Raw genomic sequence first — 25,607 nt, 5'->3', positions numbered from 1 at the left:
AGTTTAAAAAATAAAAATAGTGTAAAACTTTAGGGTTTTACACTATTTTTTTTGCCAAAAATTACGTTGATTTCTTATAGTCAGTAATTGATGGTTGGTATTCTAAAGACTTGTCCTTGTGAAGACTATCAACTACTGATTCAACTATTAACTAAAAAATATTACAATGAAAATAGGCATTACTTTGTCAGGGGGAGGTTTGCGTGGAGTAGGGCATTTGGGCGTATTGCAGGCGCTGGACGAAATGGGTATAAAAATCAATCAAATTGTAGGTGTAAGCTCTGGTTCTATCATGGGAGCCATGTATGCCCAGGGTTACGCCCCTAAAGAAACCCTTGAAATACTAAAATCAGCAAAACTATTACGTTTTGTCCGCCCCAAGTTTAGCCGTGGTTTGCTCAACATCGAAAAAATTGAACCTTTGCTACTCAAGTACTTGCCTCACAACTCGTTTGAAGCACTGAAAATTCCTTTAACAGTGGCTGCTTCTGACATTCACCTTGGCGAGTTGGTGTATTTTACCCAAGGCAACCTAGTATTACCATTAATGGCATCGTCTTGTATTCCTGTCATGTTTAGCCCCATTCATTACAACAACCGAGTGTTGGTAGATGGTGGCCTGGTAAATAATATGCCTGCTGAACCTATCAAAAACTGTGATTTTCGTATAGGGGTACATTGCAATCCTATAGATATAGAACAGCCAATAAAGTCTACCCGAAAAGTGCTGGAACGTACTATGATTATGATTGGACACAAAGGTATGCAATCACAGATCAAGCAATGTGATGTATTTATAGAACCTCCCGCACTTGGTAACTATACTACTTTTGAGCTCAAAAGAGTAGACGAAATGTTTGAGGCAGGATATGCCCATACGATGGCAATGCAAGAAGAAATAATGGGGGTGTTGGCTAGTAAATAAGTAGTGGTTCTGTCCAGATAGATTAGGTATATATTGGTACTATAATCTTGCTCATAGATAGCAGGGGTTAGTCATCACCACATTGTTTGGCTATATTTAATTATAACTTGTTCCTTGGTTACAAAAAATACGGCTCACATTTTAGAAGGTACAGCTTATTTATTGACTCCTCGATGTTGTTGGTATCTGTTAATGCACCTTGCCCAACAATTGCGGGCGTAAATTTTTCACAGAAAACTGCTTTTGTTGCAAGGCCTCTAACAAGTCGTCAGGCGATACTTTCCAGTGATTGCGCTTGAGTGCCATAATACCCAAAAAATCTTTAACTGCCATAATTTGTGCTCCTGTAACGGGTTGGGAACGCGTCTCGTTGGGCGATAGGCTGGCTTTTGCCTGAGTGTGAGCAATGAAAGACAAGTCAATGCCAGGCGCCAGCTCAAAAGGTGTCAACGCCTTTTGCCATAGCTGTAGCAAGCAAGCCTTATTGGGGTAACGAAATTGAATAGAGGTGTTGAACCGACGCATGAAAGCCTGGTCTATGTTTTGGAGGTTGTTGGTAGCTACCAGCAAAATGCCAGGGTAATCTTCCATTGCCTGAAGCAAATAGCCCACCTCTTGGTTTACATAAGTATCTTGAGCAGTGCTGGCATAGGCACTACGGTTAGAAAACAAGCCCTCACCCTCGTCACAAAATAAAATATGATCATAATGCCGGGCAGTGTCAAAGACCTGGCGAATTTTTCTTGATGTTTCTCCTACAAACTTGCTTACCATCTGACTAATGTCAATTCGCCACACTTCCCTCTCAGTTTTTTGTGCCAATAACCTGCCCAACATCGTTTTGCCCGTACCTGATGGTCCATACAACAAACACTTATAGCCCTTGTTATCTGTCCCAAATGATGGGTGGGTGCGTAGTGTGTGGTAGTGTGTGGTCCAGGCGAGCAACTCGTCTACTTGAGCCTGAGTACCTGGAGGCAAAACATAGTCTTTCCAGCTTTGTTGGGTGGTCAATTGCTGTGCTGGAAAACGATGGCTCAATGCGGGGCGATAAGGCTTGCCTGAAGTAAGTAAGTGCAAATATTCTGGGACCATTACCAGCGTACCATTGATGGTGGGTTCATCATTAGGCACTTTGCCCAAAGCAAGAATACCTGCCTGGGTAAATGGATGACCAGGGGCAAATAGTTGGTGCTGAAGCAAGAGCTGTTGCTGATAGTCAAACCCTGCCAATAAAAATAAAGCGGTTTTGCCTGTAGGCAAAAAGTGAGGGTAGGCAAGCCCAATATTACCTGGCAACTGAGCAATGTTATCTTTGAGGGCTTTTACCCAGTGGTCGAGTACATCGGGTAATACATGGGGATAGAGTGCCAGAGCAAGCACTAAACGTTCGGTTTGGTCAAAATCAAATTTGCGAATAAGCTCAGCATAAGCTCCTGTGCCCTGATTCAAGTCGGGCATGGGTATAGGCTCAATGGGGATATCGCTTTGCCCATAGCGGCGGTAGAGTTGGGCAATTTCTTCGTCGGTCAGGGCTTCGCCTACCTCTGTCAGTTTCCAGTCTTCTTCTGCGGCTATTTGGTCAAACAATGAGTTGCTTTCCAGTAATATAGCAGCATTTGCCTGCAATTGCTGCTGAAACACATTACCCGCCCAGGCAAGCTCGTGTTGCAAGACTTGATAATTCTCCTCAAAATTGGTCGAATCCTCCATTTTTTTCGTATTTTGATACAAGTTCAAACCACCCCAATATACTTACATTATGCGGTCAAGACAAACAAAGTTAGAAAAGGAATACGCCACTCGTTCGAGTACGAAGGACGCGAAAGCTGTGGGTAGGATGATGAATGTGATGGGGAGTAAGGTGCACAATGAAGAAGATATGGCGAGGTCTGCATTAGCCAGACAAGACAGCAGGCATTCTGAGTTTAGGTCGGCAAACATCTTTGGTAAATATGATAGCAAGAGTGGGTTGTCTGATAGATATTATGACTCTGCCGGAAATTATATAACACAAGGTGGTGATGGTAAAACTGATTATATAAAAATTGTAGAAAAAGAAACTATTACTAAAGCCAGGGCTCATTCACAAAAAAGATATGGAACACAATGGTTTGAAGATATTGCTACCTCGCCTAAACAAGCAGCAGCTTATCTTTTGGGCTTTGCTACGCTTATTAATAACACAAAGCTTTCATCTCAAGTCATCTCAAAAATATATACGCCTATTATAGCAGCTATGCCAGAAGTTAACATAAAACTATTGCATAACGGTGAACTGTCGGTAAATAATGGTACGGTTGTGTCCAGTAAAAGCACCAACTATAAATTGAAGCCTGGAGGTTATAACAACCCCTCTCGAGGTGCAGGGGTAGCAAATACAGATAGAAGAAAAGATTCAGCTCTCTGGCTTCCTAGAAATAAAGGTTATACAGATAAAGGAACTGGTGTAATCAAAGTGACAATTGTAGCCAGGAGTGGTTCTGTGAATGCAGACTTGAATACAGTATCAGGTGCGCAAAACACATTGGGAATCCATGAGTTTCTAGGTCATGGAGTGAAGGGGTTTGGCTTTAATGACAAAGAAGAATATGACCCTAACGGCACTCACTATAAGGCGTATGACTTGCAAAGAAATCATTCAACCTGGAAGAAAGTACCAGCATCTTTTAGAAAAGATTATTTAGAAAGGGCAAAAAAATATGAAGTACAAAGGAAACGTTAAAATAATTTTATTTTATGTTGTTATTTTTTTGACGAGTGCTGGTTGTAGTCAGGTCAAAAAGGGGCAAGTGATGATAATGATTTATCAAAATCAAGTAGATAGTTATGAGGAAGATAGTCTTGTAAATAATATCATCCCTCCACAAGTTAACTTGGTGGGATACATTATCAATTACTCTGACTCTACATTGCTTGTGCCTATCAATGGGTTGAAAAAAAAGGAATATAAAAGTAAATTGGTAGCAATACTTGAGGGTGACACTCTTGACTTCTATGTTTCAAGACCTGAAAAAGTCATAGCATCACAAGATTTGCAAGGTCTTTTTTTACAAATAAACCAAGAAGAGGTAAAAAGAAAAAAGTATGATCAACATAGATACCCTTTTTATAGAGATTATATTGTTGACTTTATCCGTTATGGTGATTTTAAATTTATTTACGACCCTGCGGATGCCAAAAAAACACCTCCGATTGCAAGTGAGATTCTTGTGATACGAAAAAAAAACTCACCTATCATCTTCTTGGACTCTTTCTAAAAAAAATGGTAAGAGTTAAATGTGTCTTGGATTTATCTACAAATACCTAAAAATAGTCCAGAGTATTTTATAGCCTGCCATAAAAGTACCTTTAATAGTACCACTTACCTTTGACACGCCAATGCGTTTTTTGTAATCTACTGGTACTTCGGTTACTTTTAGTTTATACTTGGCGGCTTTAAGCTGCATTTCTACAGTCCAGCCGTAGTCTTCGTCTTTCATACCTATGGCCAGCAATTTGTGAAACTTAATGGCTCTGAAAGGGCCAAGATCGGTAAAACGCATACCATAAAACAAGCGAATGAGCCGGGTAGCAAGCCAGTTGCCAAAAATCTGTTGAGGCATCATGGCTCCTTTTTGTCGTTTTCCCAATGCCCGTGAGCCAATCACCATGTCTATGTCTTGTTCTATAATAGGTGCCAATATATCGGGCATTTGCTGAGGAAAATCAGAGTAATCGCCATCGATAAATACTACAATCTCTGGCGGCATTTTTTTTTCTCTTGCATAAGCAATGCCCTTCAGACAAGCCGCTCCATATCCTTGTTGGCGCTGGTTGAGCACGGTTGCCCCAGCGGCTTGAGCCACCTCAGCAGTGTGGTCAGTTGAATTATTATTTACTACAATTACCTCCTCTGTCAACCCCTTGGGTATATCGGCAATTACTTTGGCTATAGAGGCTTCTTCGTTATAAGCTGGTATTATTACGATAATATTTGGCTTCACTTGATCTTTCCGCTTTCTTGTTTTTTTGTTCACCTCCAAAATGTTAAAGTCAGGTAAAAAGTTCCATACAGTTTACCTGAGATTCTACTGAGAATTTAAATTCACCTTAAGCTTTGGCCTGAAGAGGACCCCCCTCCTAAGGTGGAGTGTACTATAAGTGTTGACGCAAGTCACGCAATAGCTTATTTGAAAATACAAAGTTATTGAGTTCGTCTACATCTGCTTTAGTTATTTGCTGATTGCTCCCTTCCCAAACTTTATATCCTTCATGCAAAAACATAATATATTCGCCAATCTCCATTACCGAATTCATATCATGCGATACTATAATAGTTGTAATATTATATTCAGTGGTAATCTCGTGAATGAGGTTGTCTATAGTAATAGCGGTGAGTGGGTCGAGCCCTGAGTTGGGTTCGTCTACAAACAAGTATTTTGGTTTCATTACAATAGAGCGGGCAATGCCTACTCTTTTTTGCATGCCTCCACTTATCTCTGAGGGCATCCGTTTTGCGGCATTTTCCAGTCCTACTCTTTCCAAACAAAAATGTACTCTTTCGAGTTTGTCGCTACGCGATTCGTTGGTGAGCATGTCCAGCGGAAACATCACGTTTTCTTCTACAGTTTTAGAGTCAAATAAAGCACCTCCTTGAAAAAGCATGCCTATTTCGCGTCGAATTTCGCGCTGAAGATCTTTATTGCCACGGGCAAATTCCCGTCCGTTAAAACTAACTGTGCCTTCATCGGGGCGCAACAATCCTACAATGCATTTAAGTAATACACTTTTTCCGGTACCACTGGCACCTATAATCATGTTGGTTTTGCCCTGCTCAAATACCCCACTAATGCCCTTCAATACATCTTTATCGCCAAACGATTTGGTAATATTTTCTATTTCTATCATAATGAATTTTCTGAGTTAAAAACAAGTAAGTAACGCCGTTTGGTAAGCCAAAACAATGGCATCATTGAGTAGATATACTCAAACTTACTACACCCAATGTTGATTTTAGCTAAAGTGTTTCATTGTATAGCCAACAAAAATCGTCTATTTTAAGTATTATTGGTAAAATCACCTTTATTTTTTAGATTTATTCTATTTTAAGGCTTAAAATAGTGTGTTCAAATGTAATATTAACAAATGCCTAACCCAAATCACACTTAATTTAAAATTTCACTCCAAGCTATACAACCATCCTTCAATCAGGCGCATACGATCTATCATACAAAATTGGTTTATTTAAACAAAAATGACTAAAAATTTAACTCTAAAGGCATTTTTTAAAAAGGTGTTGGCTACCTTTTTATTGGGATTTTATTGTAGCATTGTTCACCAAACTCAGGCAACACCCATTCAGAGTTCTTTTCGCATAGGTGACATTAGAATTGAACTAAGCTATCGAGCCAGGCAACAAGTAAATAAAGAAGCACAACAAATCAGGGCTAGTCCTTATTTCCTGACAAAACAAGTACCATTGGCAAGTTTATACCTACCCTTGGTTAATCAGGAGTTGCGACCTCTGAAAATACCTGCCGCGTTTAAATACCTTGCCTTGGTCAATAATCCACTGCAAGACAGTATTAAGTTTTGGGCAAATGCTCATGAAATGGCACCTCTCCTGGGACTCAGAGTAGGAGCTCAATTAGACGAAAGCCTCAATGTTGTAATGACCAGCCACGCTTTGGCAATTTACTTTCGTAAAAAATACCAACGTAACCAACATTGGGTCAAAACTTTGTTGTCTTATGAAATGTCATCTTACCAAATTCGACGTTTTTTGCGACATCACTATTCACAGCACAGCAAGACCTTGCGACTTGACAAAAATACCCCTATGTTCTTGGTCAATTTTTTGGCTACCTGGAGTGTCTACAGCAGTGCATTGAGCAAGAAAAAACAATATGCAGTGACGCTCATCAAATATGACTTGGTTAATAACAAAACTTTTAACCATATTGGCAAAGAGTTTAGTTTGCCAGCCGCCTCGGTGCAACACTACAATGCCTGGTTTAGGGGGCGGGTAATACCCAATGGTAGAAAATACCATGTGATTATCCCTATGCCTACCCGATCGCCTAGTGGCAACTCTCACGCAATTACCCACACCAAACGCTACGCCAAGGCCTCTGTGATGCGTTATTCACCCACATCAAGGGCAACCAAACCTCTGGCAAATCGTCAGATAAAACACCGGGTAAGTCGGGGTGAAACGCTCTATAGCATTTCACGTTTGTATGGGGTAAGCATAGATAAGGTAAAGCAGTGGAACGGGCTACACAGTAACAAACTCAGTGCAGGTCAACAACTGTATATGTCGGTGCCCAGGCACCTGAAAATTGCTTCGCAACATACCCAATTGCTGGCCAATAATTACAAAAAACACCATACCAGGCAATACGCTAAGAGCACCCAAACCCGCCCTCAACATCGTTTGGCGGGCAGAAAACTGACTACCTACAGTCCGGTACCTGTCAACAAAAATCCGGCAATATTTCATACAGTACAATCGGGCGATAACCTTTATCGAATTTCAAAAAAATACAACGTATCAGTCACTAAATTAAGAACCCTCAACAAAATGAGGAATAACACCGTGTTTGCGGGTAAAAAACTACTTATCCGTCCTGCTCATGCCCACGGGGTTGCCAGCATGACTCATTTACCAGTAAACACCAAGCCACACGGAAGGGTGGAAAGGGCTGCACCTAACTCGCCTCATGTGCCTGCGGTAATGTATGTAGCTGGTATAAAGTTAAAAATTACTGATTATGCCCAGCGTTTGATCCAGTCAGAAGTGAATCAGTTGAGGAGCCACCCCAGGTTTTTTCAGAAAAAACTAGAGCGTATTCAGGTATATATGCCCATCATAAAAAAAATTCTTCGTAAAGAAAACATCCCCAGTGACTTTAGGTTTTTGCCTATCTTAGAGAGTTCGCTCATTGCCAATGCAGTGTCAAGCTCAAATGCTGTAGGGTATTGGCAGTTTAAAGAAGAGTCAGCGTTGGAAGTAGGTATACAAATAGATGAAAATGTAGACGAGCGTTTAAACATAGTAACAGCTACCAATGGAGCCACGCGTTATTTGAACCGAAACCACTTGTTTTTCAAAAACTGGATGTACACGCTTTTGTCCTATAACCTAGGCTTTGCGGGTACCCAAGAGTACCTTGAAGGCTTGTATGTAAACTATAGCCCAACTAAAGTGAAAATGATGACAATTGATGGAAATACGCACTGGTATATTAGGCGTTTTCTTGCCCATAAGTTAGTGTTTGAGCAGCCGCTTAGCCGTTATATTGCCACACCTACTCGACTTAAACACTTTACTTTACGCAACCGAAGCACTTTACAGCAGATTGCCCGTACAAAAAGGGTAGACCTTGCTTTGTTGCGTAAGTATAACCAGTGGCTCAAAACCTGGAAAACACCCAACGACAAGGCATACACGGTGATTTTGCCCCTACAAAACTAGCCGGCTAAATTTATATAGCTTTTCTTGAGACAAGGGTAGTGCTTTTAATTGCTAAAAAAGCCCTGATTTAAAAGCGAGTAGAAGAAAGACTGTGGCGCTGGCTTCTAACTAATTTATAATCTGCTGAAAACGAATGTGCTATGGATTTGTCAGTTGCCTATGGACTGAATCTATTTCTAAACCCTATTTATCGGGGCAGTTTGCTGTGATGAGTTCTACGGAGGGTATAGCACCGATATTCATCGGTATCTAAGGACTTGCGACTTGTAGTATCGATATGCATCGGCATCTAAGGATTTGAAGTTTGTCCCTGTAAAAGTTTCTGTCTGCCGATTTTAATAGCCCGCATGTTAAGAAAAACGATAATTGCTGGCAAGACAGCCTCAGACACCGATATGCATCGGTATCTAAGGACTTGTGACTTGTTGCTTATACCTTGAGGCTATATATGAGGGAGATGGAGCGACTGCCAACTTGTCATAAATCAGGTTTTGGCAAAAAAATTGACTTTTATGCAACCGACTTAAAACGAATTAAACTGAGTGTTGTTATGACCCACAATTCAGAATCAGAGAAAGAACCTGCCACTACCAACCAAAATGGTGAAAACTTGACAGAGCAGGAAGCACAGGTAAATGCTACAGAAGAAACAAGTGCTGACGCAAGCGAAACTAATACCGAAGCGAGTGCCCAACCTCAAGAAGATACACAAGCAAAACTTGAGGCTGAAGTACAGGAAGCTAAAGATAAATATGTACGCTTGTATGCCGATTTTGAAAACTTCCGCCGACGTACTGCCAAAGAAAAAATTGAGCAAATAAAATTGGCGAATGAAGGTTTATTGAAAGATTTATTGCCTATTCTTGATGACTTCGATCGTGCGCTCAAAGCATTTGAAGAAGCAGAAGACAAAGAGGCAATCAAAGAAGGGGTGAAGCTAATTCAGGATAAATTTGGCAAGACCTTGTTAAATAAAGGCTTAAAACCTATGGAGTCGGCAATCGGAAAGGTGTTTGATGTAGAAGAACATGAGTCTATTGCACAAGTGCCCGCGCCGAGCGACGACCAAAAAGGTAAAGTGATTGATGAAATTGAGCGAGGCTATTACTTGCATGACAAAGTAGTAAGATTTGCAAAAGTAGTAGTGGGAAGCTAACAAAAACAACAAAAAGATGTCTAAACGGGACTATTACGAAGTGCTGGGCGTAAGCAGGGGAGCTGCTAAAGATGAGCTTAAAAAGGCTTATCGCAAGCTGGCAATCAAATATCACCCTGATAAAAACCCAGGAGATTCTACAGCCGAAGAAAAGTTTAAAGAAGCCGCAGAAGCGTATGATGTGCTCAACAACGATGAAAAACGTCAGCGTTATGATCGTTTTGGACATGAGGGCTTAGCTGGTGGATTTGGCGGCGGCGGAGGAATGAATATGGATGACATCTTCTCTCAATTTAGCGATATTTTTGGAGGAGGTGGCGGTGGCGGCAGCCCATTTGACAGCTTCTTTGGCGGTGGCGGAAGAGGCAGGGGAGGAGCACGTGCTCGCCGTGGTTCTAACCTTCGTATTAAGCTTAAACTTACTCTGGAAGAAATTTCTGAGGGTGTAGATAAAAAAATAAAAGTAAAAAGGTATACCAATTGTGAGACCTGCGGCGGAAATGGTGCCAAAAATGGTTCATCACTAGACAACTGTGGTACTTGTAATGGCTCTGGTCAGGTGCGCAAGGTAGTGAACACTATGCTGGGGCAAATGGTGTCTAGCAGTACTTGCCCTACCTGTAATGGAGAGGGGAAAACCATTAACGAAAAATGTGGTGCCTGTAGTGGCGAAGGTCGCCAGCTCGAAGAAGAAGTAATACCAGTGAGCATTCCTCCTGGGGTGACCGAGGGTATGCAGTTGTCTATGTCGAGTAAAGGAAATGTACCCCCTCGTGGCGGTGTGCCAGGCGATTTATTGATTGTAGTAGAAGAAACTCCTCATGAGCATCTAACCCGACGTGGTACTGATGTAATTTACGATTTGCAATTAAGCTTTGTAGATGTGTCGCTGGGTATATCGGTAGAGGTGCCTACGATTAATGGTAAGGCAAAGATCAAAGTAGAACCTGGTACCCAAAGTGGTAAAATACTGCGCTTACGCGGAAAAGGCATCAAAGACATTGAGGGGTACGGCAGGGGCGACCAGTTGATTCATATCAATGTATGGACTCCACAAACCCTGACCAAGCAGGAGCGAGAACTTTTAGAGAAGTTGCGTGATGCTAAAAACTTTACGCCTAACCCTAAGAAAAGTGATAAAAACTTTTTTGAAAGAATGAAAGAGTTTTTTCAGGGGTAAAGGTGAAGCAAATTTATGCATACAAAAGCCTGGAGTGAATACAACTTCAGGCTTTGTTGTTTTATGCAGGTGGTGCGCTTACACCAGGGCTTCTTGTGCTTTTTTGAAAGCCTGAGCCATTGCCAAGGCTGAAAGGTGAGGTCTGCCAGTAGCCTGATCAAATTGAGACTCAGGGTTAAAGGTTCCCTGTTGGATTCCATTGTAAATACCACCAATGATTGTTCCCATAAAATCACCTAAAGCCGTTTTACGTTCTTGTAAATACTCTTTGGTAGTCATAGGCCGATAAGATAGGTTGGTACCAAACACCTGATTAATATATTCGGTAAGTTGTGTTTGAGTAATAGGCTCTCCCACCAGGTGATATACACGACCATTGTGCTGCTCTTCTTGTAGCAGATGGCTATAGGCAACGGCAAGCTCGCTACGGCTGGTATAAGCACATTGACCATTTCCTGCACAATTGGCTATCTCACCTGCCTTGATGTAGTGCTCAAGGTACTCAAAATCGGGTTCTATATATAGACCATTTCGCCCTATTACCCAATCTAACCCCGAATTTTGGGTGTCCTGTTCTGTTTGGCGATTACTCTTTACAACAGGGCTAAAAGCGGTTTTTGCTTCTTCACCTACAATACTGGTATATACTATTTTCTTGACCCCATTGGTTTTGGCTGCTTCTATAATATTACGATGTTGTGCTATGCGTTTTTCAGGCACATCCATTCCCGATATAATCAATACTGTATCTATTCCCTTAAGGGCAATATCGAACTGTTCACGGCTATTATAGTCACCTGACCTTACTTCTACCCCCAAATGCTTGGCTTTTGCTGGGGTACGGGCTACTCCTACCACATTGTCTTTGCCTATATCTTTTATAAGTTGTTTTACTATGGCGGTTCCCAATTTTCCACTGGCGGCAGTTACGGCTATTTTCATATCTTACAGGTGTTAAGGGATCAAACAAGAAATAACCTACCCATTTTGTAGCTGCTCTTTTGCCCCGAGACTTTGTTACTTTTAGCCTTTGGCAGAGCCCCGAAACAAGTTCAGTTCACAACCCCGAACTTGATTCGGGGGATTTATAAACTCGGCACAGCAAAGCTGTAGCCTCAGTTTGCAACCGTAGCTCTGCTATGACTTTAAAAAGTGCCGTGTCTCAGAATAAAGTAGCTAGCAAAGAAAGGGTATCCTATTTTTTAATTGCTCCCTAATTTGTTAAAGACTCATTTGTATAGGTACAAAGGTCAGGCAAAAACCAAGAGCAATAAAGGTAAAAGGATGTGTTTCTATGGTAAATGTATTACCTATGGGTATTTAGCCCGGAAATTGGCAGGGGTTTTACCAGTATGCTTCTTGAAGTATTTTAAAAAATTGGTAGGTTCATCAAACCCACAGGCAAAGGCTATTTCTTTGATAGAGTTAGTCGTGGATGACAGCTGCCGTTGTGCTTCCAATACTACTACATCGTCGATGAATGCCTTGGCAGTTTTTTGGGTAAATTGTTTACATATTTCATTTAAGTGTTTGTAAGAGACTGCCAACTCAAGGGCATAATCTTTAGCATTGCGACTTTGGTGAAAGTATTGGGTCACTTGTTGGTTAAACCTGTTGAATAATTCATAATTGCTGCCATAACGATAAACCAATGCTTGTGTTTGGTTAAGCTGAACAAGCTTGAGCAAGTAAATAGATAGGTGTGCCCCAATAATATCGGTTTGAGCAAATTTTTCGGTATCCATCAAGACTTGGCTGATGGTGGTCACTAGTTTTGAGCTTTCCGGCAAACTAAAAAAAGATAAGCTTAAGGGGCACTTATACAGTTGGGCTATTTTGACGCATGCTGATTGAGCTACATACTTAAGCAAAAATGCTTCAGTAAATAGCAACAGGTGCCCCTTGTAGGTTGATTGGGGATCAAAGGCGTGTACTTGCCCTGGCGAAATCACCAAACAATCACCTTGGCACAAAACATAAGTTGTAAAGTCAAGATAATGACAAACTTTTCCCTGATTAATGATCAATATGGCGAAAAAATCAAGCCGATGAGGTTTATAAGGGTCGTGGTTGATGGGGGGGTGGGCAAATAACTCCTCTAACGATAAAAGCTCAAAACCTTTAGGTCTAAGGGGTTTTTCAAGAAACGATATGTTTGGAATATGGTCGATGATCGCCTGGTTTTGTTCATAAGTCTATAGAGGGGGCATTATAAACTGTGTTGCTTTAAAGGCTTTTTACCCCTACTCAACCTTATTCGGTTGCTTCTTTCTTTGGCTTGTTGCGATGTTCCAAAGGCAATTTGTACAATACCCAACACCACAACGCCTAAAAACAGGTACAGCATATCACCACCTGAAGTCATAATATAAGACAATGCCGCTGCACTGCCCATTAAGAGCCAAAAAATGCCAAAAATAATGTGATTATTAAATTGTTTCGAGGCTTTGGTTTCTTCTACTTTACTCAAGTCTTTGCCTTCGTAAGCAGCCTTTACCCTATCTATATGGCTACTCAGGTACAACAATTGGGTATCAGAAATAACCGACTTGGCTTTTACTTGTTTAATCAGTTTAAACAGGGTGGCTATTTCGCGTCGATCACCGTTGGTTTTGGCAGCAAGTTTATTCAAAAAATCATCATCAAATTGGGCAGTAGACAAGTATAAATGGGTGCGTACAAACTCCAGAAAATGAGTAATACGCTTTTCTGCGATGTTTTTATGGTTGCGTCGTTGGTAGTACAATTGCCCTACAGTTTTGGTAAAATCCAGCGTGGTATTAGGCAAAGGTTTGATGATAGGAATGACCCTTTGTTTGCGGCGTCCATCGAAAATGATAAACAACAACAAACCTACCGCAGTTAGCCAAAAGGCCCAACGCAACGACTCTCGGCTAAATACAAAGCGCAATCGGTTGTTGTCATGAATACGCCCTTCTTTATAATACTCATCCCAAAACACTGTTTGCCTGGGCAAGTAGCTAAGTATACCTGCCACAAAATGAGCATTGTTGTTAAACACCATATGATAATTGGCAAAAGCCAATGGCGTAGTATTGATATAAAAATGACCGTCGCCATGGGGGTACTTAATCAATATGGGTTGGTTGCGACTGTTGACTGCCAATACTTTTGACTTTGTTTTATTGTATTTTTCAAAATACTCTGTAACCGTCCCTGGTTTGAAATAGTAGGTTTGGTTGGCAAAAGGGTGAGGGGGAGTGAGTTTTAATGATACTGAATCTTTGGTGTTTAAGAAAAAGTAACTGGTTTTAATCTCCAGCTCGTCTGCCACAGCTTTGTTAAACAATCTGGCCGAAATAAAAGCCTCTCCTCCATTGTTCACAAATTTTTTTAGTATTCTAAAATCAGTTGGGTTAGGGTCAAACAACCGATTGATAAAGAGGTAGTTTACATCACCTTGTGCTAGGTGAGTACGTGCCTTAAAATCGCGTTTGAGACTTTCGTAAATAGTACGTTCTTTAGTTTCTATTTTTTGGGCAGGAAACACCTCTGCCAGTTCTTGGTGCAATATATAGGCGCCATAAGGATTTTGGTCGCTAGAAGCGTAGGTAGGGTTCCAGTTAATACGTTTGGGTTGGGCATACTCGGCAAACATAAGTATCATTAGTATGACCACAATCAACAACATAAATACTGAGTTCTGTTTTTTCATAGCATTTATATATGGGTTGGTTTGGACCTGGTTTGGTTTATACGCGCATTAAACTGCTCAAACAGAGGCTCTATTTGTGTAAATAAATTGCGGTCTATATGGAAGTCTCCATAACAAATGTATTCAAACCTCACTGTCAGTTCCTGAAAGTCTGACTTCAGTGAGTCGCCCTGCAGTGCTTGCACATATTCCTGATTAGTTTTGTCTATTTCCCAGTGAATCAACCTTTTGTCTGATAATTTTTTGAGCGATTGGAGATATAGCAAACGAATGGCACGCCTGTAGTTCTGTTTAGTTTTTGCCTCTTTGATCAGTTGGGCAAAATTCATCTCATGGATATTCTCATCCACTTCGGTAAAAGAAATTTTATTGGAGGGCTCTCTCCGAAATATTCCCGTCAAATCGGCATTGATGAGTTTAAGAATCGCATACAACAGAATCAGTGCAATTAATAAATAATACACTTTACTTGCAATCGGGTGTTTGTCGGGGTCACTCAATGGCTCCCAGAAGTTACGCCATAGCCACTCTTTGAGTCTGTAAAGGGCAGAGGGGCTTGCAGGTTTCTGTACTTCTTTGTACTGAAAGCGTGGATCATCTTTGTACTTTTGAATTTTAGCTTTGTCAAAAGTAGGCACTTTTTGAGGGGCACTTGTGGTACTGTCTTGCGCCATTACCCGCCCCAATACAGCAAGCCAAAAGCTTATGAACAGTATACCGTATATTTTGAGTGAATAAGACAATATATATTGTGCGTTAAAATGATGATATACTTACAAAACTAAGGTTTTTAGCCAAAAAAAGAAGGCTGAATCACTTTTCGTCACAATCAACCACACATTTACCTTTTTTGTTGATAAAAAATGTTTGACCATTTAGTACTACCAAAGCAAGCATCTCTTCTTTTTCCTGATTGTATTTGTTTTTATACTTTTTCAGGCGAAAGTCTTCTGCCCGATCATATTTAAAAGGAATTACTTCTTTACCATTGATGTCTACAAAGCCCCACTTGCGCTGTTTCCATACAGCAGCTACTCCATCTTTAAAGTTACGTACCGCATCGTAGTCCAGCTGAATTACCTCTTTGCCTTTGGCATCTACAAAGCCAAACTTGTTGCCCAAGGACACCTTGGCGCGATCTTCAGAAAAGTTTCCTGCCCAATCATACTTCAGTTCTATCACTTCTTTTCCAGTAGTATCTACATAACCATATTTATCTTCTTTCATTACAAAGGCAAGTCCTTCTTTACCAAATTTACCCGCTTGTTCGTACTTTATTGGCTTTACTATTTCTTTGCCGCTAGTGTCTATAAACCCGTACTTATCTTTGACCGACACCCTGGCAAACCCGTGGCTAAAGTGGGCGGCTTCGTCGTATTGTGGCTCAGCGATTTCTTGTTTTTCCCTGTTTATATAGCCCCACTTATCGCCTTGCTTTACCTTGGCAAAGCCCCCGTAAAAACTGTCTTCAAAGTCGTATTCTTTTACGGGCAATATTTTTTTTACCATGGGCTTCTTTTCCAACTTTTGGTTGGCCAGAATAGAATCAATGCTTGTCAATCGTTTTTGGATGTATACATCCTTGGGGTTTAGTTTGGCAGCTTGTGTATAATATATTTGAGCGTTTTTATAATCGTTTTTTGCCCATGCGCTATTGGCTTTGTCCAAGGTTTCTTCTAATTGCTGGGCTTTTTTCGTTTTGGCACCGCCACACTGCACAAATAAAGGCAATAAAGCAAACCAACACAGAGAAAGTAAGATATTCTTCATGAAAGGTGAGTATAGGTTATGTTTTGAAAACGGGAAGTTAACAATAATGTAGAGACTTGAAGGTCATCTGTCCAGAGATTTTACTCAAAATGAGTCTTCACAGCAAGTATTGAACAATAGTACACTGTTTGGTCTGCTTCAATCGGTGTAAGCTTGGTTACTTCATAATTTTTATCCACCCTTTATAACTCACTCCAGTGTCTTTGTAAGTAAGCGAGTAAAAATACAAGCCTGCGGGGGCACTTCCTCCGTTCCAATCGTTTTGGTAGTCATTTCTTCGGTAAATCACATTGCCCAAACGGTTACTAATGATGAGTTTCCAGCCGGATGGGTCTAGTCCTGGAATTTTAAATGTGTCATTTTTACCATCACCATTGGGTGTAATCACATTGGGTACATACAAGTTACAATTGGCACGGTTTACTACTACCGTATCACGGGCAGTACAGATGCCTTCGGTTACTGCTACCCAATATAAGCCAGGGTTGGTAATAGTAAGGGTAGGGTTGGTACTGCCATCGCTCCACAAGTAAGTAGCATTGATGCCATCAATGGCCGCCTTGGGTTGTAAGGTCAGCGAACCTCCTGTACACAAAATAGTATCGTTGCGGGTAGCTAGGCTGGCGTCAGGAGGAGTTATAAAACTTACCTTAATACTACCTGTTGCCTCGCAGTTGTTCAACCGAACAGTTACAGAATAAGTACCTGCACTGGTTACGCTCAAGGTAGCATCGGTGGTGCCATCGCTCCATACATACCCCAGTGCTCCTGGCAAGGTAGCATCCAATACTAGAGTTTGCCCAGCACATACACTGGTTTCTGCGCCACCAAAATCAACCACAGGAGGCAATATTTGCAAGCTGTCGCGCACCGAGCAAGTGCCAAAAGTAACGTCTACCCAATAGGTACCTACCTTATCGGCAAAGTAATAGGGTTTGGTAGAGCCATCTTGCCATACATAAGTGGCGCCTACTTGATAAGCATCAATAAACTCAGTGGTTCCCTCGCATAGTACCCGGTCTTGCCCCAGCGAAAAACCTACCAAACGATATTCTACATTGATAGTATCGCTTACAATACAGTCTCCTTTTTTAACTGCCACCCAATATTTACCCGACTGGGTAATGGTAAAGGTAGGGTTGGTACTGCCATCTTGCCACTCATAGGTTGCTCCGGCAGAAGTAGCATTCAGTAATAAAGATTCATCGTTGCATAAAACCTGGTCGGCACCCAGGTTGACAGATGGAGGGCTGGTGTATTCTATAAATACTGAGTCGCGAACAGCACAAGCCTTGAATGAGACCTCTACCTTGTACCAACCATTTTGGGTAACCACCTTAAAAGGAAGGGTAGAACCGTCATCCCACAAGTAAGTAGCCCCTACATTGTAGGCATTGAGCAAAACCGATGAGCCAGTACAAGGACGTAGAGTATCTTGATCGAAACTAAAAGCTTTTTGGAGTACATTGACATACATGGAGTCCATACGTACACATTGCCCTATAGACACCGCCACTTTGTACCACCCAGTATTGCGTGCCGTGTAGGTAGGGTTGGTACTACCGTCTTGCCACATATAATCAGCAAGTTTATTAAAAGCATTTAAGACAATGGAGTCGCCCTGGCAAATGGTCAAGCTATCGGTAGGGAAATTGATCACCGGAGGAACAGCGTGTTCTATAGTAATGGTATCCGTTTTTTCGCAACCTCCCAGCTTTACTGTTACCCAGTAAGTGCCAGGTTGGGTAACATTTTTAAAAGGCTTATACTTATTCAGGTCAGTACGATCGGCGGGGGTGTTCCACTCATAGGTAGCCCCTTGCACAAATACATCTAAAAATACTGCTTCATTTTGGCACACCATCAAGTTGCGCCCGAAGCCAAAGTCTACATTAAATATGGTTACATTGATGGTGTCAATTACACTACATTGTCCTATAGAAGTTTTCACCCAATACATTCCACTTTGGGTGACTGTCAGGGTGGGGTTTTTAGACCCATCTGACCATTCGTAGGTGGCGCCCTGATTGAAAGCATCAAGCAACAACGGTAAGCCATTGCATACCAGTGTATCTTTACCCAGATTTACCTGAGGTGGGTTGGCAATGTCAATGTATACCGAGTCGGTAGAGGAGCAACGCCCCAGGCTGACCGTTACCTTATACCAGCCTACCGCCGACACCGTAAAAGTAGGATTGGTACTGCCGTCTTGCCACAAATAAGTAGCTGATGGGTGAGGATTCGTTACATCAAGGGTATAAGGAACACTGGTACAAATAATGGTACTATCGCCCAGATTAAAGTTGGCATCAGGGTATGACACCACTACTGTATCAGTTTTTTTACAGTCGCCAATAGACACCTGTACAGCATAAGTACCACTTTGGGTAATTTCATAATAAGGATTGGTGGTGCTGTCTTGCCACAGATAAGTAGCGCCAGGGGTGTATACATCCAAAAATAGATTTTGTCCGTCACACAAAATAGTATCTTTGCCCAAGTTAGTGACAGGCGGAATGGTAAAGTCTATGTCAATGGTATCGGTTACTGCACACTTGCCTCTATTTATTTTTACCCAGTATTTGCCTGGAGTATTGACCACAAAAACTGAGTCGGTAGAGCCATCCTGCCACAAATAGGTAGCACCAGGTTGTGCTGCATCCAGTTTGATAGGCTCGCCAGCACACAGCACCTTGTCCGTTCCAAAATCTACCACCGGAGTTTGTATATAAGTTACATTGATCGTATCGGTTTCTGTTTGGCAACCATTGGTTACCTCTACCCAGTATTTGCCAGAATTAGTTACATTGAGGTACCTGTCACTAGAACCATTTTGCCATAAATAATTGGCTTGGGGGTTTCCGGCATCCAACAACAAAGTTTGCCCACTGCACAAAGTAGTATCGTTTCCTAAACTTACTGGAGTCAGAGGTTGGGTTTGGTCAATAATTAGGATGGTATCTTGGCTAATACAGCCCGTATTTGACATAATGGTGACCCAGTAAGTACCTGGTTGCTTTACAATCAAGCTGTCATTGGTAGAGCCATCGTTCCATAAATAAGCCGTTGCCCTGGGGTTATAAGCTACCAAAGGCAATCCATTGACTGGGTCACACAATACAGTGCTGTCTTTGCCCAGGTTCAATGGTAAGGGAAACTCTATCGTTATATTGATCGCGTCGCGGGTAGTACAACCACCACTGGTCACATCTACATAATACAGTCCTCCATTTCTTGCTATGTAAGTAGGGTCGGTAGAACCATTTTGCCAAAGATAGGTAGCACTTTGCCCCAACAATGTGGCGTCTAACTTGAGGGTAGCGCCAAAACAAAGTACGGTATCTTTGCCCAAGTCTACAGTAGGAGGTGGGGTGTTATTAATTCCTACATTGATGCTTCCAGTAGCGGCACATCCTCCTCCGGCAACCCTCACGGTATATTCTCCAGTTTGGGTAATGGTATATACTGAGTCAGTACTTACTACTGTAGTAGCTCCAGTAGAGGGGTCAGTTACTTTGCGCCAGGTATAAGTAAAGTTTACTCCTTGTACATTTTGGTATACATCCAACCTTAGTGTTTGGTCTTTACACAACACTACATTGGAAGAAGGCAATTCAATCTTAATAACCGATACTTTAATATTGTCCGTTTGGGTGCATCCGTCTTTGGTTACTCGTACAGTATACACACCCTCATCGGCCACTACATATACCGAGTCGGTAGAGCCATCTTGCCACTCATAAGTAGCCCCTGGGGTATATACATTCAGGTTAACTGTGTCGCCCAGGCATACGACCCGGTCAGGTCCCAGGTCGAGCGTAAAAGAAGGATCATTGATGTCTATAGAGTCACGAGTAGTACCACAGCTATTGGTGACATCTACCCAATAGGTTCCCTTTGTATCTACTATCAAAAACGGACGGGTAGAGCCATCAGACCAGGCGTAAGAAAAAGCGCTGGAGTCAGTAGCATCCAATAACAAAGATTTGTCACAAAGTATTCGATCGGGCCCCAGGTCTACTTTAGGAGGAGAGTCGGTAATGACCACAAAGCGCTCAAATGTTTTTTGGGTTCCATTGGTGTAGGTAATGACCAACGTAACAAAATAGGTGCCTGCGGTGGCATACACATGCGTAGGTTTTCGTTGTATTGAAGTGTTGGCTATCACACCAGATGCCGGGTCGCCAAAGTTCCAGTTTACTTCGAGCACGTCTACAGTATCTGTAAGGGTAAATTCGGTAGCTTGTCCCTTACAGGTTTTGTCAAAAGTAAAAGCAATGGTGTTAAAATAACTTTGCACGAAAGTGGGTAAGCCCAAAGAGCCTACTCTGCCGTTGAGACTGACGCCATCTTCTTGATAAATGGCGGCATTGCCTTTACCGTCGGGGTTGTTGATTACATCAAGAGAATAACCGTATTTTGAGCAATAAATTTTACCGTCTGGAGCTAGTTGCAATGCGCCAATGTTGTAGAAGGTAGGCAAAACTACCAACGAGTTGACAATGGCTGATTGGTTATGATTAGATATGTCGTATTGGTAAACATCAGAATGATACCTTCGGCTAATGTATAATTTTTTGCCATCTGGCGAAAAATCTACCCCATAAGCATACTCAAGGTTATCTATAGTTACCGGATTAGACACTGCTCCAGTATTGTTATCAAAGTCAAACAACTGGCATATTCCTTCTGTACCAATGGCTACTGCCAGTTTGTTTCCCATAGCCGATGCCTTGAGGTAGCCGTGGGTATTGAATATAAAGCCTGAGTGGATGAGCCCGGAGTAACTAATGACAGGTTGGGTTTGGAGCCCTTGAGTTGTTATTTGGTAGGCGTGAAACTCGTTGTTATCCCAAGGTTTGGCAATGACCCATACATCGGTACCATTGGCGTGTTGTACGGCAGTAATTTTTTCGGTAGATGGGGTAAACATGGGTACATTCTTGACTACCACATCTCCTTTCCCGGTTTCTTTGGTCATGTCTACCATCGAGTAGGCAAACCCATACTGCCCCAGGTTATTATCTACCGTAAAAATATAATATAAATCTGAGTTTCCTGGGTAAGGAACAATTACCCCCGATTGGGTAGCCGATGGATCTCCAAATAGCCCCGTGCCATTGGGCATCTCCTGATGAAAACGATTCCATACCTTGATACCATCTGTGTAAAACAAGAGTTTACCATCGTTGTCACAAATAGTGGCGCAACCTTCATCTGTAATCAATTTTCCGTCGGTGAGCGCGGTAGGTGGTGTATGGTTAAAATCAAGCCCGGCGCCAAAACCAAAATACCAGATATTTCCTTGTTTTTGAGCCTGGAGCGAGAGTACCGGAAGTATAAAGGCGAAAATGAATATTTTTAAACGTAACATGTACTATTGGTTGGTGTACATTTAAATACAGGTGTCATAAGTATCTATTGTAACCCTTAAACGGTAAGTAAAGGATTGAATGTTCCAATTAATTTAAGAAAACTCTTATAATAATGATATTATTCAGGGAGTAAATGTGTGTAAATGATAAATATCAAAAAAAAACACTGGAAGAGGGTGACCTTTTTCAAAGAAAAATATAAAAAGCGAAACTACTATTTCACCAAATCTTAAAAACTGACTTTAAAAAGAAGTGAGAGGCGTAATTACCATAATTACAGTCTCTTTTTTTTTTGCCCTTACAACATAAAAAAAACCTGATAACAAAAGATTACCAGGTTTTTTCAGAATATTTATACAACAAACATTTTGAGAAATTTATTCCCAAACAACTTTATCTTTTAGCTCATACCATTTCAACAATTGGTCTTGGTAATGGGCTTCCAATATATTTCTTTTGATTTTGAGTGTGGGAGTCAAAATACCATTTTCAACGCTCCAGGGTTCCGACACTACCACAAGTTTATTAAGCCTCTCATAGTTTATAAGTGTTGCGTTTACCTCGGTCAGTGTTTCGGCAATACTTTCGGTCACCTCTGCTTTGGGTGCCTGTAGTCCTATCTCAGACAATACAACCAACATAACTGGCTGTGGCAAATTACGCCCCAACACACATACTTGTTCTATGTGGTTGTTTATTGCAAACTGAGCCTCGATAGGGGCAGGTACAATGTATTCACCTTTGGCAGACTTAAAAGTATCTTTTACCCTTCCAGTAATTTTCAGGAAACCATCCTTATCAAACTCTCCCTGATCTCCGGTATGTAACCATCCTCCTTCTTTCAACACTTTTTTGGTAATCTCAGGCTCTTTGTAATACCCCGTCATTACCCAAGGAGCACGCATGCAAATCTCGCCTGTGCCTTCTTCTATTTTCATATCACAGTTTGGATATGGCTTGCCTATTGTCCCCAATTTGTTTTCATCGACAGGCGTTACAGTACAACATCCACCATTTTCAGTCATTCCATACGCCTCGCGAATATTCATGCCTAACTTTTGGTACCAGGCAATTAAAGTAGAGGGCATTGGTGCTGCTCCAGTGAGTAACAATTTGGTGTTGTTGAGTCCAAGGGCAGTACGTATTTTCTTTTTGACAATGCTTGAGATGATTGGAATGTTTAGCAAAACATTCAACTTACCCTGCGACATTTTTTCTAAGATACCCAACTGAAACTTGGTCCAGATACGAGGTACCGCCAAAAAGTGAGTAGGCGCTACATCTTGTAGGTTTTTGGCAAAGGTATCAAGCGACTCCACAAAAGACACTGTTCCGCCTGAGTACAAGCTGGCAGTTTCTACAATGGCGCGTTCTGCAATATGGCAAAGTGGCAAATAAGAAAAGTAACGATCAGAGGTAGAACCTACCTTAAGTATAGGGGTAGCACCTGACATAGGGGCAATGGCGGTGCGGTAGCTATGCATTACTCCTTTGGGCATGCCAGTAGTACCAGAAGTATATATAATAGTAGCCAGCTCATCAGGGTCGGCCACTGGGTTGCCTTGCAATGGTTCGTGCTTGGCTGTCAGGTCATCCCATTTATCAAAACCATCGGCTTCTGAGGGGCTGTTAGGGTAAGCAATGCAATGAACTCCTTCGGGCACTCCTGCTTTCATTCCTTCCCAATCATCCAGTTTACCTACAAAGAGTATTTTACACTCACTGTGGGTCATTACCTGATTGAGTTGTTCTGCCTGAAGCGTGGGATAAAAAGGTACCGATACGTGCCCACTCATGATAATGGCAAGGTCGTTCATAATCCAGTGTGCACAGTTTTTAGAAACAATGCCTATATTGCTCCGTTCGGGTAGGTTCAGGGCTTGAATGGCAGTAGCCATTCGTCTTACTTGGTTTCCTACCTCGGCCCAGGTATACTCTTTCCAGGTATCACCTTTAGGTTGCCTCAAATATACTTCATTAGGGCGTTTTTGCTCCCAATCGTAGAAGTATTCAATCAATAATTTAATATCCTGCTGGTTTGAGGTAGAGGCGTTGCTGTTTTCAAGTGTAGTCGACTGTTTATCCATATAATTAATGCCAATTTTTCTAATATTCTTACAAATCTATCTAATAAATAATTCAAAACAAAGATTGTTTTGTACCAAGCTTATTTGCCGATCATTTAATAAAATTTTATTTATATCAGCAAAATATTCAAAAAGCTTAATATTACAAGAACAACATAAAACACTAGAAAAAGTTTAAACTGCTGACTATCAGTCATTTTAAATCCATTAGTTACATCTGTACCTAAAGTGGTCATCATGGTAAAAAACAATCCTACTCTGTAAAAGCTATGGGAATAGTTGGGTAAGAAAAATTTATTTATTTTTAAAAAAAATATTGTTTGGTACAAATGCTGGCACTTTGAGCAACCTCAATGGTGGATTGCTATTCATAAAGGAATGGCTCATTTAAAATAGTAAAAACAGGGTTTGGAAAAACAAATATCTACTCTAAAACTAGTAAACAAAATATGAGATTAATCGATAATATACCCCACCCTAAGTGTAGTATCACGCTTTTGACTATGAACCAAAAGTACATACTCAAGTTTGAGCAAAATAACCTGGAACAAACTTATAAAATAAGCGAAATGGATGTGACGGGCGAAGCCGAGGTGCGTGAAATCGCTCAGGATACCGAGTTTATTGAAAAAGTTTTGGCTCGTTTTGAGACCATGGAAGAAGATTTTTATAAAGTGTTGCAAGGCTATTGATGCCGTTAATCATTGCCTGAGCTGTTTTGAGGTGCATAGTCACGCATTTGGTCTAAAACCCAAGCAAAGTAGTAACGGTATGGTTAGTTTTACAATAGTCCAAAGCTTTGCCAGGAGTAAGTTTTCAGTCTGTTTAACTGCGTTGAGTTCATTATAACAAACTGTATTTTGACAAAAAGGATAACCAAACCAAAAAAGCGGTGGACTATTAATTTCATAAACAATTCATTAAATCACCCAACCTAATTTGTAAACCATGTATATCAAAAAAAGCTGGATCACCCTATTTGCAATGATTGCTATCGTGCCTTTGCTGGCCTTTACCAAGCTACGTTATGACAATGCAACTAAAAAAGCAGAGGTAAAGCAACACATTTTAAAATCATATATACACGGGGCGTTCAATGAGCTAAACCCCGAAGCAATGGCCAAAGGTTTTCATCCTGAGTTTGCCATTTTTAGCCAAGGTAGTAAAGATAAGCTTCGTCGCTACCCGATTGACAAGTGGGTGGCAGGAGTAAAAAAGAGAAAAGCCAAGCCAGATTTCGACCCGGAAAAAAACAAGTGGACGCATAAGTTTCCTATGGTAGATGTAACCGGAAATACTGCTTCGGCAAAAGTAGAACTGTATAAAAAGGGAAAACTAGTGTATACCGATTATTTGTCACTGTACAAATACGATGACGGCTGGCGAATTGTAGCTAAAGTATACCATAAGCATAAAAAATAGTTAGTATTTCTTTTGACTAAAATCCCCGGTATAGCCGATCTAAGTTTATTTAACCTGAACTTTGATCGGCTATTTTGTTGTTATACTTTGCGTCGTTAGGATTTGTGCAAATAAAAAAGTAAGCATTAATTGTAAAGTTCTCAAGCTAAACAATATATATGCTTACTTTAGAAGTTCCAGTAAAAGAAATTCCGTTACTAAGGTACGAAAAATATAATCATCCTCTAATAACAGTTCAGAAGCGCGCAGAAATCATCTTGCTTTTGGCTACACAAAAGCAACTTCGCCGTGGAGAAATTGCTTCACAGGTGGATGTTTGTCGTAACACAGTTACCAATACCATCAAGCTTTACCAACAAAGAGGTTTGTCTGGCTTAACCCAAGTAAACTTTTGTGGCAGACAGAGTGAATTGGCTTCTTGGGAAGACAGCTTGCTAGAATATTTTAAGAATAACCCTGTGTCGACTGTATCAGCAGCAGTTGCCAAGGTTGAGGAACTGACAGGTATAAAGAAAAGCCCCAGTCGGGTACGAGTCTGGATGCACAAGGTAGGCATG

At 41.2% G+C, this 25,607-nt stretch carries 19 protein-coding genes; 9 read left to right on the top strand and 10 right to left on the bottom strand.

What is annotated here, in order from left to right:
- Positions 1 to 166 precede the first annotated feature (166 nt).
- Positions 167 to 925: a patatin-like phospholipase family protein gene (locus Q0954_RS06460; RefSeq protein WP_299455149.1), complete on the top strand. Its 759-nt coding sequence runs from the start codon at positions 167 to 169 to the stop codon at positions 923 to 925.
- Positions 926 to 1,114: 189 nt separating this feature from the next.
- Here the strand turns inward: Q0954_RS06460 and Q0954_RS06455 are convergent, their stop codons facing one another.
- Positions 1,115 to 2,638 carry an AAA family ATPase gene (locus tag Q0954_RS06455; RefSeq protein ID WP_299455148.1) on the bottom strand — a complete coding sequence of 508 codons (1,524 nt, stop codon included), beginning with the start codon at positions 2,636 to 2,638 and terminating at the stop codon, positions 1,115 to 1,117.
- 127 nt (positions 2,639 to 2,765) lie between these two features.
- Between Q0954_RS06455 and Q0954_RS06450 the strand changes: the two genes are divergently transcribed.
- Positions 2,766 to 3,650: a hypothetical protein gene (locus Q0954_RS06450; RefSeq protein WP_299455145.1), complete on the top strand. Its 885-nt coding sequence runs from the start codon at positions 2,766 to 2,768 to the stop codon at positions 3,648 to 3,650.
- Positions 3,628 to 4,185 (top strand): hypothetical protein, encoded by a 558-nt coding sequence (locus Q0954_RS06445; protein ID WP_299455143.1) that lies wholly within the window; start codon positions 3,628 to 3,630, stop codon positions 4,183 to 4,185. The genes Q0954_RS06450 and Q0954_RS06445 overlap by 23 nt, the downstream gene beginning before the upstream one ends.
- A gap of 36 nt (positions 4,186 to 4,221) precedes the next feature.
- Here Q0954_RS06445 and Q0954_RS06440 read toward each other — a convergent pair whose 3' ends face one another.
- Together Q0954_RS06440 and Q0954_RS06435 are read right to left on the bottom strand one after the other, a co-directional pair.
- Positions 4,222 to 4,950 carry a glycosyltransferase family 2 protein gene (locus Q0954_RS06440; protein ID WP_299455140.1) on the bottom strand — a complete coding sequence of 243 codons (729 nt, stop codon included), beginning with the start codon at positions 4,948 to 4,950 and terminating at the stop codon, positions 4,222 to 4,224.
- A 112-nt stretch (positions 4,951 to 5,062) separates the two neighbouring features.
- Positions 5,063 to 5,815, bottom strand: a complete 753-nt coding sequence (locus Q0954_RS06435) for an ABC transporter ATP-binding protein (RefSeq protein WP_299455137.1) — start codon at positions 5,813 to 5,815, stop codon at positions 5,063 to 5,065.
- Between the two features lie 346 nt (positions 5,816 to 6,161).
- On the opposite strand from Q0954_RS06435, the gene Q0954_RS06430 reads away from it, so the two are divergent.
- The 3 genes from Q0954_RS06430 (at position 6,162) to dnaJ (ending at position 10,720) form a co-directional block, all read left to right on the top strand.
- Entirely contained in the window at positions 6,162 to 8,384 is a 2,223-nt protein-coding gene (locus Q0954_RS06430; RefSeq protein WP_299455135.1) for a LysM peptidoglycan-binding domain-containing protein, read from the top strand.
- Positions 8,385 to 8,934: 550 nt separating this feature from the next.
- A complete protein-coding gene (locus Q0954_RS06425) occupies positions 8,935 to 9,540 on the top strand; it encodes a nucleotide exchange factor GrpE (protein WP_299455134.1) in 606 nt (201 codons plus the stop codon).
- A 16-nt stretch (positions 9,541 to 9,556) separates the two neighbouring features.
- Positions 9,557 to 10,720, top strand: coding sequence for a molecular chaperone DnaJ (gene dnaJ, locus Q0954_RS06420; protein WP_299455131.1), 1,164 nt, complete (start codon positions 9,557 to 9,559; stop codon positions 10,718 to 10,720).
- Between the two features lie 78 nt (positions 10,721 to 10,798).
- Here the strand turns inward: dnaJ and Q0954_RS06415 are convergent, their stop codons facing one another.
- The 7 genes from Q0954_RS06415 to Q0954_RS06385 all read right to left on the bottom strand — a co-directional run bounded on the left by Q0954_RS06415 (position 10,799) and on the right by Q0954_RS06385 (position 23,628).
- On the bottom strand, positions 10,799 to 11,662 hold the full coding sequence (locus tag Q0954_RS06415) for an NAD(P)H-binding protein (protein WP_299455128.1): 864 nt from the start codon (positions 11,660 to 11,662) through the stop codon (positions 10,799 to 10,801).
- Positions 11,663 to 12,030: 368 nt separating this feature from the next.
- On the bottom strand, positions 12,031 to 12,795 hold the full coding sequence (locus Q0954_RS06410; RefSeq protein WP_299455246.1) for a helix-turn-helix transcriptional regulator: 765 nt from the start codon (positions 12,793 to 12,795) through the stop codon (positions 12,031 to 12,033).
- Between the two features lie 134 nt (positions 12,796 to 12,929).
- A complete protein-coding gene (locus Q0954_RS06405) occupies positions 12,930 to 14,396 on the bottom strand; it encodes a DUF4350 domain-containing protein (protein WP_299455126.1) in 1,467 nt (488 codons plus the stop codon).
- A 5-nt stretch (positions 14,397 to 14,401) separates the two neighbouring features.
- Positions 14,402 to 15,139, bottom strand: coding sequence for a DUF4129 domain-containing protein (locus tag Q0954_RS06400; protein ID WP_299455124.1), 738 nt, complete (start codon positions 15,137 to 15,139; stop codon positions 14,402 to 14,404).
- 70 nt (positions 15,140 to 15,209) lie between these two features.
- Positions 15,210 to 16,166 carry a WG repeat-containing protein gene (locus Q0954_RS06395; RefSeq protein ID WP_299455121.1) on the bottom strand — a complete coding sequence of 319 codons (957 nt, stop codon included), beginning with the start codon at positions 16,164 to 16,166 and terminating at the stop codon, positions 15,210 to 15,212.
- A 157-nt stretch (positions 16,167 to 16,323) separates the two neighbouring features.
- Positions 16,324 to 21,540 (bottom strand): gliding motility-associated C-terminal domain-containing protein, encoded by a 5,217-nt coding sequence (locus Q0954_RS06390; RefSeq protein ID WP_299455120.1) that lies wholly within the window; start codon positions 21,538 to 21,540, stop codon positions 16,324 to 16,326.
- Positions 21,541 to 21,918: 378 nt separating this feature from the next.
- Positions 21,919 to 23,628 (bottom strand): AMP-binding protein, encoded by a 1,710-nt coding sequence (locus tag Q0954_RS06385; RefSeq protein ID WP_299455119.1) that lies wholly within the window; start codon positions 23,626 to 23,628, stop codon positions 21,919 to 21,921.
- Positions 23,629 to 24,077: 449 nt separating this feature from the next.
- On the opposite strand from Q0954_RS06385, the gene Q0954_RS06380 reads away from it, so the two are divergent.
- The 3 genes from Q0954_RS06380 to Q0954_RS06370 form a co-directional block, all read left to right on the top strand.
- Positions 24,078 to 24,320 (top strand): hypothetical protein, encoded by a 243-nt coding sequence (locus Q0954_RS06380; RefSeq protein ID WP_299455117.1) that lies wholly within the window; start codon positions 24,078 to 24,080, stop codon positions 24,318 to 24,320.
- 256 nt (positions 24,321 to 24,576) lie between these two features.
- Entirely contained in the window at positions 24,577 to 25,050 is a 474-nt protein-coding gene (locus tag Q0954_RS06375) for a nuclear transport factor 2 family protein (RefSeq protein WP_299455115.1), read from the top strand.
- 158 nt (positions 25,051 to 25,208) lie between these two features.
- Positions 25,209 to 25,607, top strand: a 399-nt coding sequence (locus Q0954_RS06370; protein WP_299455113.1) for a helix-turn-helix domain-containing protein, incomplete at its 3' end; no start/stop codon positions are given.

This window comes from uncultured Microscilla sp. (assembly GCF_947493425.1).
Taxonomy (GTDB): Bacteria; Bacteroidota; Bacteroidia; order Cytophagales; family Microscillaceae; genus Microscilla.
This window is presented reverse-complemented; position numbering and strand designations above follow the sequence as displayed.